Origin of the sequence: Methanolobus sp. ZRKC5 (assembly GCF_038446525.1) — an archaeon.
In the GTDB taxonomy this organism is placed as follows: domain Archaea; phylum Halobacteriota; class Methanosarcinia; order Methanosarcinales; family Methanosarcinaceae; genus Methanolobus.
Genome location: NZ_CP151792.1, coordinates 422578 through 436694, shown reverse-complemented (window position 1 = coordinate 436694; position 14117 = coordinate 422578). Strand labels below are relative to the sequence as shown.

The 14117-nt window shown below is 39.7% G+C and carries 15 protein-coding genes, 1 tRNA gene and 1 pseudogene; 11 read left to right on the top strand and 6 right to left on the bottom strand.

What is annotated here, in order from left to right; genetic code table 11:
* Positions 1 to 3: 3 nt before the first annotated feature.
* Positions 4 to 153, bottom strand: coding sequence for a hypothetical protein (locus WN948_RS01915; RefSeq protein ID WP_342305311.1), 150 nt, complete (start codon positions 151 to 153; stop codon positions 4 to 6).
* Positions 154 to 185: 32 nt separating this feature from the next.
* Positions 186 to 926, bottom strand: a complete 741-nt coding sequence (locus tag WN948_RS01910; RefSeq protein WP_342305310.1) for a Nif3-like dinuclear metal center hexameric protein — start codon at positions 924 to 926, stop codon at positions 186 to 188.
* Positions 927 to 1110: 184 nt separating this feature from the next.
* On the opposite strand from WN948_RS01910, the gene WN948_RS01905 reads away from it, so the two are divergent.
* The 6 genes from WN948_RS01905 (at position 1111) to engB (ending at position 7000) form a co-directional block, all read left to right on the top strand.
* Positions 1111 to 1854, top strand: coding sequence for an ATPase domain-containing protein (locus tag WN948_RS01905; protein ID WP_342305309.1), 744 nt, complete (start codon positions 1111 to 1113; stop codon positions 1852 to 1854).
* 12 nt (positions 1855 to 1866) lie between these two features.
* A complete protein-coding gene (locus WN948_RS01900; RefSeq protein ID WP_342305308.1) occupies positions 1867 to 2373 on the top strand; it encodes a hypothetical protein in 507 nt (168 codons plus the stop codon).
* Positions 2374 to 2401: 28 nt separating this feature from the next.
* Positions 2402 to 4000, top strand: a complete 1599-nt coding sequence (locus WN948_RS01895) for a BatD family protein (RefSeq protein ID WP_342305306.1) — start codon at positions 2402 to 2404, stop codon at positions 3998 to 4000.
* Between the two features lie 7 nt (positions 4001 to 4007).
* Positions 4008 to 5300, top strand: a complete 1293-nt coding sequence (locus WN948_RS01890; protein WP_342305305.1) for a hypothetical protein — start codon at positions 4008 to 4010, stop codon at positions 5298 to 5300.
* A 79-nt stretch (positions 5301 to 5379) separates the two neighbouring features.
* Complete coding sequence (locus WN948_RS01885; RefSeq protein WP_342305304.1) at positions 5380 to 6372, top strand: DHHA1 domain-containing protein; 993 nt, start codon at positions 5380 to 5382, stop codon at positions 6370 to 6372.
* 1 nt (position 6373) lies between these two features.
* The gene (gene engB / locus WN948_RS01880) at positions 6374 to 7000 is read left to right on the top strand and encodes a GTP-binding protein EngB (RefSeq protein ID WP_342305303.1); all 627 of its coding nucleotides are present in this window, start codon (positions 6374 to 6376) and stop codon (positions 6998 to 7000) included.
* Between the two features lie 10 nt (positions 7001 to 7010).
* On the opposite strand, the gene WN948_RS01875 is transcribed toward engB, so the two are convergent.
* The 3 genes from WN948_RS01875 to WN948_RS01865 are packed head-to-tail and all read right to left on the bottom strand — an operon-like array spanning position 7011 to position 9192.
* Entirely contained in the window at positions 7011 to 7628 is a 618-nt protein-coding gene (locus WN948_RS01875; RefSeq protein WP_342305302.1) for a TatD family nuclease-associated radical SAM protein, read from the bottom strand.
* Positions 7629 to 7647: 19 nt separating this feature from the next.
* On the bottom strand, positions 7648 to 8001 hold the full coding sequence (locus WN948_RS01870; protein WP_342305301.1) for a gamma-glutamylcyclotransferase family protein: 354 nt from the start codon (positions 7999 to 8001) through the stop codon (positions 7648 to 7650).
* A complete protein-coding gene (locus WN948_RS01865) occupies positions 8002 to 9192 on the bottom strand; it encodes a geranylgeranyl reductase family protein (protein WP_342305300.1) in 1191 nt (396 codons plus the stop codon).
* 151 nt (positions 9193 to 9343) lie between these two features.
* Here WN948_RS01865 and WN948_RS01860 point away from each other — a divergent pair, with 151 nt between their 5' ends.
* The 4 genes from WN948_RS01860 to WN948_RS01845 all read left to right on the top strand — a co-directional run bounded on the left by WN948_RS01860 (position 9344) and on the right by WN948_RS01845 (position 11866).
* On the top strand, positions 9344 to 10084 hold the full coding sequence (locus WN948_RS01860) for a hypothetical protein (RefSeq protein ID WP_342305299.1): 741 nt from the start codon (positions 9344 to 9346) through the stop codon (positions 10082 to 10084).
* 148 nt (positions 10085 to 10232) lie between these two features.
* Positions 10233 to 10988, top strand: coding sequence for a peptidylprolyl isomerase (locus WN948_RS01855; RefSeq protein ID WP_342305298.1), 756 nt, complete (start codon positions 10233 to 10235; stop codon positions 10986 to 10988).
* Between the two features lie 142 nt (positions 10989 to 11130).
* Positions 11131 to 11216: transfer RNA gene (locus tag WN948_RS01850), tRNA-Ser, on the top strand.
* Positions 11217 to 11575: 359 nt separating this feature from the next.
* Positions 11576 to 11866 (top strand): hypothetical protein, encoded by a 291-nt coding sequence (locus WN948_RS01845; RefSeq protein ID WP_342305297.1) that lies wholly within the window; start codon positions 11576 to 11578, stop codon positions 11864 to 11866.
* Here WN948_RS01845 and WN948_RS01840 read toward each other — a convergent pair.
* A pseudogene (locus WN948_RS01840) lies at positions 11805 to 12826 on the bottom strand (IS630 family transposase). The gene WN948_RS01845 and the pseudogene WN948_RS01840 sit on opposite strands and share 62 nt — an antisense overlap.
* A 537-nt stretch (positions 12827 to 13363) precedes the next feature.
* On the opposite strand from WN948_RS01840, the gene WN948_RS01835 reads away from it, so the two are divergent.
* Positions 13364 to 14014: a hypothetical protein gene (locus WN948_RS01835; RefSeq protein ID WP_342305296.1), complete on the top strand. Its 651-nt coding sequence runs from the start codon at positions 13364 to 13366 to the stop codon at positions 14012 to 14014.
* Positions 14015 to 14117 lie beyond the last annotated feature (103 nt).

The following is a 14117-nucleotide window of genomic DNA, read 5'->3' as shown; positions in this document are numbered from 1 at the left end:
GTTTTATTCAGGGTCCCTTTTGACATCGGGTCCCCTGTATATCCTTCTTCTTTCATAATCACCATATCCGCGGTGCTTTTGGTCCCCTTTTTTCTGAAGTTGTTTTTCAAATAACTCCTCGAGTTCATCTTCACCGATATCATTATTTTTCATTTCATCTTCTGCTGGCATGTGATCACAGGCTCTCAGATGGTTTTGATAAGGGGGTCATGGTCTATGAATTCCACATCGAGTTTCAATTTTTCTGCAAGTCTTGGACAAAGGTCCTGCATACCCGGATTTTCCGTGGCATAATGTGTTGCATCCACAAGAAGCATGTCACTGAACGAGCGTATTATATCGTGTTTAATTTCCGATGATACATAAGCATCTGCACCGTATTCTCTTGCTGTTTCAATATACTCTGACCTGAAACCACTGCCTCCGAAAACCATTACTTTCTTTATTTCTTCTTTGTTGCCTGTATATTGTATGTGTGTGTTAAGGCTCTTTGAAACATGGTTAGCAAAAGTCTCTATTGAACATGGAGTAATTGTTCCTATTCTGCCAATGGGAGTTTCCTTTATGTCTGATAGGCCCAGCCTGTTTGCAAGAGCATCATTTATGCCACCTTTTGCTTTATCAAAATTCGTGTGCATGGAATATAGTGATATTCCATTGTCAATTGCTATTTTGAGGCTGTCTGCCAGTTTTTTGTCAATACAGTTGATGGGGTGGAAAATAAGTGTATGGTGTGTGATGAGTAAGTCTGCACCTATCTTGGTAGCTCTGTTAAGTACATATTCGGTAGGGTCCAGGGCAACAGTTATCTTACTAACATCATTTTCCAGGTTCAGCGTAAGCCCTATTCTTCCAATATCAAAATCTTCAGCAAGCTCAGGAGGAGCTATTTCTTCGAGAATGGGAATAATCTGTTTTAATTGCATAGAACAGGAATAATTTTGAATCAATTTGAACCTGTCGGAAAATAATTACATAATTCTCACACTAATTATTCGTTTCATTTTATTTTATAGATGTTTATACAATCGAAGCATTCAAATAGGTGAAATGTATATTTATATATAAATAATATATTATATCAGAATAATAAATATTAGAGGGTAGCTCATGAGGATAAAGACAGGCATAGAAGGTTTTGACGAAATGGTGCAAGGCGGGTTACTTGCAGAGCGTGTTTATCTGGTAAGCGGTCCACCGGGTAGCGGGAAGACGACTTTTTCCGTGCAGTACCTTGCGCATGGTGCAGCACTTGGGGAAGTAGGTCTTTATGTGACATTGCTCGAAAGTCCGCAGAATATTATTGACGATATGTCAAACTATTCTCTTAGCGTGTTACCTCTCATAAAAATGAAAAAATTGCTTTTTGCGGACCTTGGTCCACGAATGGAATATGGCTTCATGGATGAAATGAGTGAATATATCACTCCGGATTATGAAGTATCAGCAACTTCAGCAGAACATGAAGCTCCTTCACCTGCTATGGTATTCAGGGAAATAGCTGCCTATGTATCAGAATATGATGTAAAAAGGCTGGTTATAGACTCTGTCTCAGCAATAAGGTTCACTACAAGAGATATGTCCCTGCAGGAAAAAGAAATGAGCCGTTTCATCAGGAATCTTAAGAAGCTTGGTTGCACTACTATACTCATTTCCGAAATGACTGATCCAGGAGCTTACTCTACGGAACAGTTTGCAGCCCACGGAGTGATTTTCATGCATAATTTCCTCTATGATAAAACAATGACTCGTGCACTACAGGTAATTAAGATGAGGGGTACGCAGCATGATTGTAATATGCGCTCGGTAAATTTCAGTGACAAGGGACTTGTAGTTACTGATCTTATTGAATGATGGTGTTTGCGAATGGTACGATTCTTTGCGAAAAAAGAAGAGAAAACCCAGCTTACTGATTCCGAGGTAGCTGAACTCTCTAAAAATGCCTATGATCTTGGATTTGAGGTAGGGTACCATAAACATTCTGAACTCGGATGGGTCAGTGAGCGATATTCTATGCTTGAGGATCTTGCCAAAGAGGCTGGACTTGATAATCTGGTCAAAGAACAGTACACAAAAGGCAAAGAAGGCGGCATAAAAGCTAAAGAAAGGGATATGAACGCCGGTCTTTCTAAAAAAGAAGCTGAAAAAAAGCGCAATGAATCCAAAGTTGATTATAATGCTTTCAACCAGGATCACCAGGAAAGGCTAATTGAATCAGGGTTCAGGAGTTCTCTGGTGACCGTTGATCATGCTTTTGGCATGATTAGCCAACCTTCATTTATGAATCTTCCAGAATCGACTTCCAGAACCAGAGCTCTTGACCGACCTTCCCAATTGCAAGGATTTAAATCCTTGTCCCCTAAAAACAAATAATTTTCATTAATCTATATCTGGTATTTTTATGTTAGCAAAAGAAGTTTTCTCTCTGTTGTTTATTGTTTTGATTTTGTTTAGTTCATCTGCAATGGCATACGAACTGGATGATATCGAATGGAGTGATAGTACTGATGCAAGTGGAACCCTTAATTGGGGCGGTACATTAACATCAAGTGACTATACCATAAAAGCTGAAGATTTCAATGAAGATGGTTTTGTAAGTATCGGCATTTATCGTGATGGTCAACTGCAAAAGAAATCTCCTGCACGTGCAGGCGAAGGATTTGAATTCCTCGATACTGAAAAAGGAGATGATCTGCGTATCTTTGTAAAGTCTGTAACTCTCAACCTCGATGAATGGACAGGTAATATGGAAAACCCCAAAACAGCTATAGAGGTTTATGAAAGGGGCATACCTGAGATGGACATTTCAATTGAACCTGAAAAGGATACATATGATCCACGAACTGTTTCCCATCAAACTATAGTCACAACAATTGGTATCGAGAACGAAGGTGATGCCAAAGCATACAATATGGATGTGGAAATAGATGTGAATGGGATGGAATTTGTTGATAGCAAGTCAAGCCATCATTTTATTTCTATAGACGAGGATGAAATACTAGAGCCTATAGAGATCGAACTGGAAATTCCACATTACTGGGAAGAAACGGATGTGGATATCACAGTTACAACAAAATCCGAAGATATCAATGGTGAAATACTCGAAGATACTGAAACGGAAACTATCACTATAGAACCGGCAGTAGAACTTGTTATTAGAAAGACGGTCACCGAAGAGATATATATGGATGAAACTGCCCATGTTTCTGTCAGTATATGGAACAATGGGATATATGGCCTGAGTTCTGTGTCTGTTACCAATCCAAACACTGATGATCTTGAAATACAGGACAACGTTGATAATGAAGTTACACTTTCTTTCAATTCAAAAGAAACGAAGGCAAAAATATTCGAATATACTTTAAAGCCTACAAAGACCGGCAAGTATTCAGTTCCTGCAGCCACTGCTACCTTCACTGCTCCTGACGGAAAAGAATATACTTTCACCTCTGAAAAATCCAGTATTCAGATAGATGGTCCTGATATTGTTCTTACTAAAGCTGTAAGTCCTTCAACTGCAAATCCTGGTGATGAGGTTACTGTAAAGGTTACTGTAAAGAATCAGGGGACAAATGATGCCAGTGTAACTACTACTGAAACCATACCTGATACTGTAACATTTGTAAGTGGTGACCTGAGTTTCCATGATGTTGCAGTGCATGGAAAGTCCTATTCTTATTCTTATGTTGTTCAGGTAGATGAAATAGGAGAGTTCAAGCTTCCTGAAACAACTGCAACATTCATCGATTTTGAAGAATATAAAGGTGAAAAGATATCCAACATGCCAATAATCACTGTGCTTGACCCATCGGCAGAAAACCCGGAGAGTGCAACTTCAGGAAGTTCAGATAATACTGACCAGCAGGTAAGTAGTAGTAATCAGGATTCAGGTTATAGCAGTAGCGTTGATGATAGCAGGGTAGAGCCAGGATTTGAAGCAAGTTTCATGATACTGGCACTTTTCGGTGTATATTTCATATCCAGACGTAGAGACAGGTAATGACTTTATGAGGCAGCAAATAATTCTGTTCATCGGACTGGCTGTGCTATTAATAAATTCCTGCATTGTTGCAGGAGCACAGTCAGATGAAATTGAATGGTTGGATGCCCAGGAATATACTCTTTATTGGGGAGATGAGATTAACCATAGTGGCTATTTCATAACTGCTTCTGACTTTTCCCCGGCAAAACCAACAGATAACGAAAATGATTACGTAATGCTCACGGTATCAAGTATTTACCATGATTCGTGGGGTGCAATATTAGCTAACAATACAGAAATATCCAACAATAGTGTTTTTGATGACAGGCTTAACATAACAGCTCTTGAAATTATCACTGGTAATGATATCTCTGCTCCTTATACTACTCTTAGTGTCGCTATTTCTAATTCAACGGGGTCTTTACCTGTTAAAATAACATGGATGGATGCAACACTTGAATTTGAAGAACGAATGAGTAATGAAGTGTATATTGATGAAAGAGCCCATTTCTCAATGAAAATAAAGAACTTGAAAGAAATTCCCCTGGAATCTGTGAGTATAAATGAATTTATTCCCCCGGAATTTGTTTTTGATCCTGACTCTGATATAAAATGGAATCTTTCGTTTGACCCGTATGAAACAAAAACACTGGAATATTCACTAAAAGCTTTGAGACCGGGAACTTACAAATTTAATGGGACCCTGATCACAGTTGAACATGAGGGGCGGACTTACTACAAAGAGCTGAATTCTTCAAATATGACTGTTCACGGTCCATTCATAAGCATAAATAAGTCAATCTCCAATAGTAGTGTTTTCTTACATGACCAGGTGAATATCTCTCTGGATATCAGTAATGAAGGAGACCGGGCAGCTCATGTGGCTATTTCAGACCAACTACCTGTAGGTGCTGTTCTTATTTCCAGTAATACTGGCATGGACAGTGTTCTTCGTTCAGGCGCTAACATTTCACTTGATTATTCAGTACGAATGGAAAAGTTAGGGGACATTGTTATACCTGCAGCCCGGGTCAAGTTTGTGGATTCAAAGGAATATGAAGGAATAATTTATTCTGAAAAACAGTTAATGCATGTTCTAAGTCCTGGTGAAACAACATCTGCTGATGTTTATGGCTATCAGGATTATCTTGTGGAAACTTCATATGAAGACGAATACCCGGAGTATGCGGGCGATGCTGCGCAAACAGATGAAAGTATGCCTGAAGAAGAGCAAGATCATGGAAAGTTACAATTCTTATATGACATTCTGGATTCAATAAGTGGGTTCCTGAAGAATACCAAAGACAAAATACTATAACGCACATAATCATAATTCTAATTTCTAATAATCGAGACAATTGTCTTTGTGCCACTTATACTATCTGTGGGATGCTTCCATGACCAGACCCAATGAAAATAATAACAAGTCTTCTTTGATACTGACTCATGGGGATTCGGACGGTGTCTGTTCAGGTGCCATTGCAAAGAGTGCCTATCCTGATTCTGATGTCTATTTTACATCACCTATAGGGGTATTGGATGAACTGCATCTTGCCGATGGGTATGAAAATGTAATTATATGCGATATTGCTGTCGATGAGAGTAAATGTGTTGACCTTTTCAAACGACTTGGGGAAATTGCGGAGAATTCGAATCTGACATATATCGATCACCATCCTCTGCCTCAGAAATGTATAAATGCCGACTGGCTTCATCATGACCTGACTGTCTGTGCATCAGAACTCACATACAAGGTTCTTGAGAAAAGACTGAGCCGGGATATGCGCAGAGTAGCTATATACGGTGCCATAGGGGACTATTATGATAATACTCCGTCTGTAAAAGAATGGTTGCGTGATTGGGATAAGAGGAGTTTGTTCTTCCAGGCGGGAACACTTATTCAGGCACTTATCTATGCAGGCAGGAATTATGATTTCAAAAGGAAACTGCTTTTACCATTATCACAGGATAAGATCCCCACAGAAATTCCTAATGTGCTTAACTATGCAAAGGAAGGTGCAGATCTTGAGGAAAAGTTGCGTATCCATGTAAAGAAAGAGGTAAAGGCGCTTGAGAATCTGGCATATGTGGTGGACCCTAATGGTTATATGTCAAAGTCTGCTATATACGCTGCTTCTTATGGAAGAAAGGATGTGGGCATTTCAGCTGAGTACAGGCATAAACGACATGCATATGATATGAGTCTGCGCTCGCGGGATACAGTGGATTTGAACATGCTCTTGCGTCGGATAGCCCCACGATTCGGTGGTAGTGGCGGCGGTCATGCTGCTGCTGCTGGTGCGAGAATACCTAAGGAATCTTTTGAAGTATTCCTCCGTGAGTTCGATAAGGCCATCGGAAATGAAAAACGTAAGGTTAAAGTGGATTAAAATGGCAAAAAAACTAGATGATTTTGAAGGTATTAATTTTGAGATACTCTTTGCGGGAAGGTCAAATGTAGGTAAATCTTCCGTTCTAAAGCAGATAACAGGAAAGAACGTCAAGGTGGGCAAACGCCCGGGTGTCACTCTGAAACCTACTCATATACGCTATTCTGACCTGCTGCTCACAGACCTGCCCGGGTTTGGGTTCATGAGCGGTGTGAAGGACCGTAAGCAGGATATTGTGAAAGATCAGATCGTGCGTTATATTGAGACTAATGCAGAAAGAGTAAGTATTGCTGTACTGGTCATTGACGGTGCGACTTTCCTTGATATTGTACAGCGATGGGAAGATCGGAATGAAATCCCTATCGATATCGAAATATTTGAGCTGTTCAAGGAGCTGGATATTGATATTATCCTGGCGGTCAATAAGACTGACAAGATAGGGGATAATGAGCTTGATGCAACTCTGGATGGGATATGCGATAAACTCGAAATGCTGCCACCCTGGAAGCAGTGGATCGATATGGTGGCTCCTATCTGTGCTAAAAAAGGTGATATCAAATCCCTGAAGTCACTTATCAGGCAGAGATTGCATAGTGTAAAAAGAGATGACCTGTTCAAACATTTCTAATATTTGAATCTTATCTTGCCCTGAAAGAAGCACCCATATCAGTTGCTATTCTTTCACATTCCTTGATGTCAATGTCCGGTTGGGTGACAACGGTCATACGGGTCTTGATCCCGGCATCAATTGCTTTTTTTGCAAAGTCAAGGAGTGCTTGGTATGAACCTTCAAATTCAGGTTTACACAATTGATTATATTTCTCTTCCGATTCAGCATTGAGACTCACAGAAACCGCATCAAGGCCTGCTTCTTTCAATTCAGTGACAACATCCCTTCCAGGCTGCATGAGTGCTGCATGGCCGTTTGTATCCAGTCTGACATGTTTTCCTTTTTTGTGTAGCCAGCTGGTTATGTGAATCACTGTATCAAATCTACATGTCGGCTCGCCAAACCCTGTAAAAACAACTTCATTATACTTTGTAAGGTCAAGACTTTCAAGCTCTTTTATGATCTCGTCTTCAGAGGGTTCTCTTGAAAGGCGAAGGTTGTAACCATAAACCCCGTCGCAGGTTTCCCGGATGCAAAAAACACAATTTGCACTGCACTGGTTTGTTATGTTGAGATAGAGGTTGCCATATGCTTCATAAGTAATTGTATCCTTGAGCATAGGAATACTGTTGTCAGTGTCTGGCATTTGTGTTCTCCTGTTACTTTTATTTTGTCCAGTTCCCATTCGGAATTATTTCGTAGTTGATCGCAGGCATTTTTTTGAGGAAATACATTAGTGATTTGATGCCAGTTTCAAGTTCCACTTCTTCCCTGAAGTACCATTCACCTTCATAATGATCCAGAATTTCAAGGGTTTGTGGGGTGATTTCATAGACTTCTCCGTATATGGGTGAATTTGATCGTGATGTTTTTTCATCCATCAGAACACCCGGGAAACGTCCGAGATCGATCATGGTGTATTTTTCCGTTGTCCTTGTTGTGCAGATATATTCGGAACCATTCAGTAACTGGTGGTTCGAACTTCCTTTTTTAAGAGTGCCGTATACGAAGATGTGCATTTAACTGAGTCCCACGTTCAGCTTTAATAATGTCTTCCTGACAGGTTCAGGAAGCTGTCCACACTGGATTGCTTTCATCTGCTCAGGACTTATCATTTTGATGGCTGTGGACATAAGCCTGTCGGAAAGCATTAGCCTGTCCATGAGTTTGCGAACATAGACTGCGGTCTTTATCTCAAGTCCTATCTGCTGGCGCCATCGTGTTTCGTATTCCTGAAGCTGGCATTTGCCTGCAAGGAAGTCAGCAGCAGTCTCACCTGCAAGTTTTCCTCCTACCATTGCTGTGGATATACCGCCGCCATTGGTTGCGATTATATGTCCTGCAGCATCTCCTGCAAGGAGCGTGTTATGATTTGCAGTTACTTTCGGTGCTCCGCCAACAGGAACAAGTCCTGCTACAACCGAAGTGATGGATGCTCCACTTAGTTTTTCGCTGGCAATGGGGTGTTTATACATGAAACGTTCGAGGTAGTCCCTGGCACAGAGATGTTGTTCGAAGAGTGCTTCCCTGATTCCGACACCAATGTTTGCAGTGTCTCCACCCTGGGATATTATCCATGCGTATCCGCCGGGAACGTAATCTTTGCCAAAGTACATTTCTACGGCGTCCCTGTCAACGTCTACGCCGCCAAGTTCATACTCAAAGGCTATACCGGTTCCCATGGGGTCATTGTCACGTAGCATATTGTTTGCTTTTGCTACGATGGAATTGGGGCCGTCGGCTCCTATGAGTACCTTGCTTTCTACTTCGAATTCACCGAATGCTCCGTCCATGAAGAGTTTTGTGCCATCTACTTCGGTGACGTTCGTCCCAATCAGTAAATGTGCGCCTGCTTTGCCTGCTTCTTTTGCCAGGTGTTTGTCAAAGCGTCTTCTGTCAATGGCATCGGCATCCACATCAAAACCTTTGGATATGCCATTTGGGGCAATAAAGCGCTGGTATGAGGCTGTTGCATGTATACAGTTTGCAGGAATCTCTTCAAGGGTTACAGGCAGTTCTGCATTTGGTACGAGTTCCTGCAGGATGGGATAATGGGGAAGAAAACCTCCGCATTGCAGTGGTACTCCTATGTCCTTCTTCTTTTCCACCAGAAGTACGGACAGGTCTTTTTGGGCTGCGTACATGGCTGCTGTGGAGCCGGCTGGTCCTGCTCCCACAACGATAATATCATATGAGTCTTCAGGTTTCATGTCTGGTTGTTAGGTTGATAAGATGAGGGTTTTTCACAGGGTGATGTTGCACCCGTAGGTCTTTTGCCTATGGTTCAATATGCTTATCACAAAACACATTCTATTAGATATATCTAACTATTATCTAATATTATCCGTTATGGTGAGAGATATGGTACACGAACACAGAAACAATGTATGGGTAGTACGGACAGGCTATTGTGATGAGCAGGAGAAGACCTGTATTGAAAGAGATTTCATTTCATTTGACCTGAACATGCATGTTACGGACCTGTTCGGGAATGAGCTTATGGATATGAAGCACCATCCTCCAAATTACAAGAAATATATGCATTTTGGGGATAAGTTCCGGGATTTTGACCAAAGGTTCAGGAAAGAGTTCGAGGATGCCATTCAAAATATGGATTGTTCTGCGGATAGGCCTGAAGTAGTGAAGAAGATGAAACGGCTTAACACTAAGCTTGAGAAGTTTGACGAGGAAGTGAAGCAATTCGATGCTACTATGCATAAGTTCGATGAGTTCGAAAGAATAGAGCAGATGAAAAAAGCCCTGCTTGCCAGACTCACTTCACCCCCGGATGACTTGCTTGAGGTGTGGGCTAAGGATTTGCTGCATTTCATCAAAGATATAAGGATCTATGATCTCATTGTTATTCCTCTGATGTGCGACAAACAGGTGGCAGTTGGCAGGGTTCGGGATAATTACAAGTATCGGGAAGGCAAAGGTGTCCTGAGCCACAGCAGGAAGATGGATTGGCATGATACCAGAGTCCCTTTTGAGAATATGTTCTTCGGTTTTGATGAGATACTGGAGTCAAAGTCATCGATAACACTTCTTGACGATGATGCCAGGGATTTTGTCCAGGGTATTGTTGTAGATGAGACTTTCTGATCATTATTCGCTATTTTCCTTCTTCTTTTTTATTTTGCTGGCAAAAGATTCTTAAAGACATATGAGTATAGCGAGCAGGTAATTTCATTCATAGATCTCATTCATAGATCTAACTATTAATCTAATAACTAATATTGAGTTGATCGATTTGGCAATTGAGAAAGGCGATTTCATAAAAATAAACTATACCGGTAAGTTCAATGAAGGACAGATCTTTGACACAACCGATGAACAGCTTGCAAAAGACCATGGTATCTTTAATCCACGCGGTGCTTACGGCGGGGATATTGTTATTGTAGGCTCCGGCCACACCATCAAAGGTCTCGATGAGGATTTTGAAGGCAAGGATGTAGGATATTCCGGTTCTATTACCATAGCTCCTGAGAAGGCATTCGGTCCACACAACCCTGCACTTGTAGAGACTGTTTCCATTACAAAGCTCACCGAGCAGTTCAAGGATCAGAGACCATACCAGGGAATGCCTGTTGAAGTTAACGGAAAGCGTGGTGTCATTTCACAGATCATTGGCCGCAGAGTACGTGTAGACCTCAACCATGCTCTTGCAGGTAAGGAAGTAGAATACGAATACACCATCGAAGAGAAGATCGAGGACAGGATCGCTAAAGCACAGGGCCTTCTTTCACTCTACACCGGTATGCCTGAGATCGAGGTAGAAGTAACTGATGAGGTTATCAGAGTATTTACTCCTATAGAGCTTGGATTCAACCAGAGATGGATGGTTTCAAAGATGACCATCGCAAGCGAACTTATTGACAAGCTCGGAATCCCTAACCTTGAATATGTTGAGAAACACCCATATGTTCCTCCAACAGCTGAGGTAGAGGAAGTCGCAGAAGAGCCAGAAGCTCCTGCAGAAGAAGAAGCTGAAGCTACAGAGGAATAATCTTCCTCTTTTTACTTCACTTTTATATATCACCTCCACAACAATTACATAAATTCACAAAATCAAGACGAATTACCGTCAAATATCGATTTTGAATCAAAAACCTTATATCTGAAGTTGTTATTTAGAAACCATCCGACATGCTGAGGTAGCCAAGTGGACTACGGCGCCGGTCTTGAAAACCGGTAGTGCTAACGCGCTGCAAGAGTTCGAATCTCTTCCTCAGCGTCGAAATCTTTTTTGAAATGTTGTTTTTTGTTTAGTAGAATTAATTTCTTAACTTAATAGCAAATAATCTATTTTGTAGACATCCTATTATTAAGTAATTCCGAACCACAGGTAAACGCAGATATGATTGCATATGTGCTTTTGTAATGGGTAGAATTATTTTTAATTGAGGGCAGGTTTTCTTTCAATTCTGTAAATACAATTCTTTGAGAGGAAGTAAAATGAACGTTTTTTCTGAATTTGAATATATAAGGAGTTACTGCTGCTTCTCAAATAAATGCTTAAATATTATGCTGTTTGTTATATAAAATACAAGTATATATTTTTTTGTGGATTGTTGCTATAAACTGGTGCTAAAAATGGATTCAAAAAAGTTACTCATTATCAGATATTCGATCGTATCGTTGATATTACTCTCATGTATCGGAACAGTATCCGCTGCTACACACACCGTAGGTAGTTCCGGATATGACTTCACCACAATAAATGATGCAGTTACAGCTGCAAGTTCAGGTGATACCATTCTTGTAAATGATGGCACCTACACTGAAACAATAACTGTTGCCAAGGAACTCACAATTATAGTTACTAACTTAATATTTTTAACTTATCATCCAGAAATGTCTCAATCCATTTTCTTGCGAAGCTAATCTTTGATGAACAATCAATAAACGCCTCAGCAATCAGATTTTTCATATGATCAAGATCTTTCACAAAATTGCGAGAAATAATTCTTTTGACACTTTTCCAGATGAATTCGATTGGATTCAAGTCGGGTGAATATGGAGGTAAATAGACCAATTCAATATCATTTGCCTGTGCAAATTCCACTGTATATTTTGCTCGATGTGATCTAAAATTGTCGAGAATAATTACGATTCTCTCTCCCATGTTATTGTTTTTAACAGCTGATAAAAACGAACATACATCCTCCTTGGTTGAATGTTCTTTGAAATCAATAACAGAATTACCATTCAATGCATAAAAACCGAAGGAGTTTGCTTTTATCCTGGTTGTGTTTTTGAAGATGGCAGGTTTATTGAAAGACCATAAACGAACCGTATTTGATGTTGTTTGGGGAGATGATTCATCAAGAAATCCGATAACGCAATCATCATCGATTAACGGTAAGTTTTTTTTAAACAATCTTCTGCATTTTGTGGTCTTCGATAATCATGCGCATATGGTTTGGCATGATGCATGCCAAACTTCTTCAAGATCACTAGTATTTGCTTAATGGTGTATTGAACCTTAAATTCATTATAAATGAGTTCCTGAACTTCTTTTGTAGACCAATCATCTCTTTCATGTAACATGTCCCTTAGTTTTTCTTTTTGATCATCAGTGAGTTTGGAAGGACATCCTCCTGAAAACCTAGGCTTTAATCCTTCATATCCGTCTTGATTCCACCGCTCTTGCCATTGATATGCAACGGGTTTTGATATCCCTACAAGTTTAGCTGCTTCATTAACAGAAGCTCCTTCATAACGATGTTTAACAAAATATAAACGTTGTAGAACTCGTGTGTCTTTCTCTAATGACTTAATATGTTTAAGTAATTCTTCTGATGAAAGATGATGCTTTATCGGAATTTGTTCGGGTTTAGCCATACAGTATTGTTATACTCAATTAGTATTAAAAGTTTGGTTAATAGCTATAATACTATTCTTCCTTCGTGTGCATAATAATAGCTAAAATTGCCAATTTGTGTTTATGTACAAAACTGTGAACACTGGTTATTTTCTTGAAAAACAACTCGAAAAGACAAGGTGAGTACTTGGACAGCTTACTATATCTTCAAGAATATTAGAACAAAATCTTGCACTCATCAGGACAAAAATCTAAAAACCAAATCAAATTTAACAACATTGTTATTAAGGTGTTTTGATGATATAAACTGCATTAAAAGTTGTTCTATAGATGGATTTTTAGTCCCAATCACTTTTAATTAAGTTAAAACGTATTTTTCCTGTTTTAATTCTTAATTTATGCTTTTGTAACATGCTGTGCCTACTATGAGCCTATTTTGCTGTTGGAGATATTTAAGCGAAAAGTAGATATCTTTAACCTATTTAGGACAATGCTTGAGAAGGATTAAATAGTATCCAAATTAACAAAATAGTATCCAATGGGGATGGGGTATTCAATTGAAAACAAATGTAACTAATAATGTAATTTTGCTTCTGGTCCTTAGTATGATCTGTGTGGTTGTCATGAGTTCCGGCTGCATGTCTAATACTGACCTAGGTGCAGATAACGACAACAAGACACCAGAGCAAATCTTACCAGAAGTTGATCAGGATGTTGGTGTTATTACTGATGATGAGGACCAGATATTGGAAGAAACCCAATCTGAAGATACGCCAACCGAAGTAGTTTTGGTTGATACGGCTGCCGAGGAAGTTTCAGTCTCTGAACAGTCAAGTGAGCAATCATCCTCTACTGCTAGTATATCACAATCTGTGCCCCATGTGACACTTCAGGCTTCAGCATTAGGTGATGCTAGATATCTATTTGAACATCAGAATGGTGATGATATGGATCTTGGAGAGCTAAGATTGATTATTTCTTCGCACGGTTCAACAGCAGTCTATTCTCCAATTACTGAAAACCATGAAATTATGAATAAAGGTGATCAAATGATAATTGATGTCAACTCTGGTACTTTTACGATCAATGATGATCAGGTTACTGTAACAATTCCTGAGACTACTGATTCTTCAGTTGTTGACACCAGCATAATACTGTTTCATATTGGTTCTGATCAAATGATAGCATACATGACAGTAAGCGGTTGATCTCATTTTTGGGATCAATTGAAAGCAGCAATGTGAATCCTCTTTAATGAAACTATAGTAAATTATCCATAAAGGATGAACATGGAAATCACAGGATGGCATC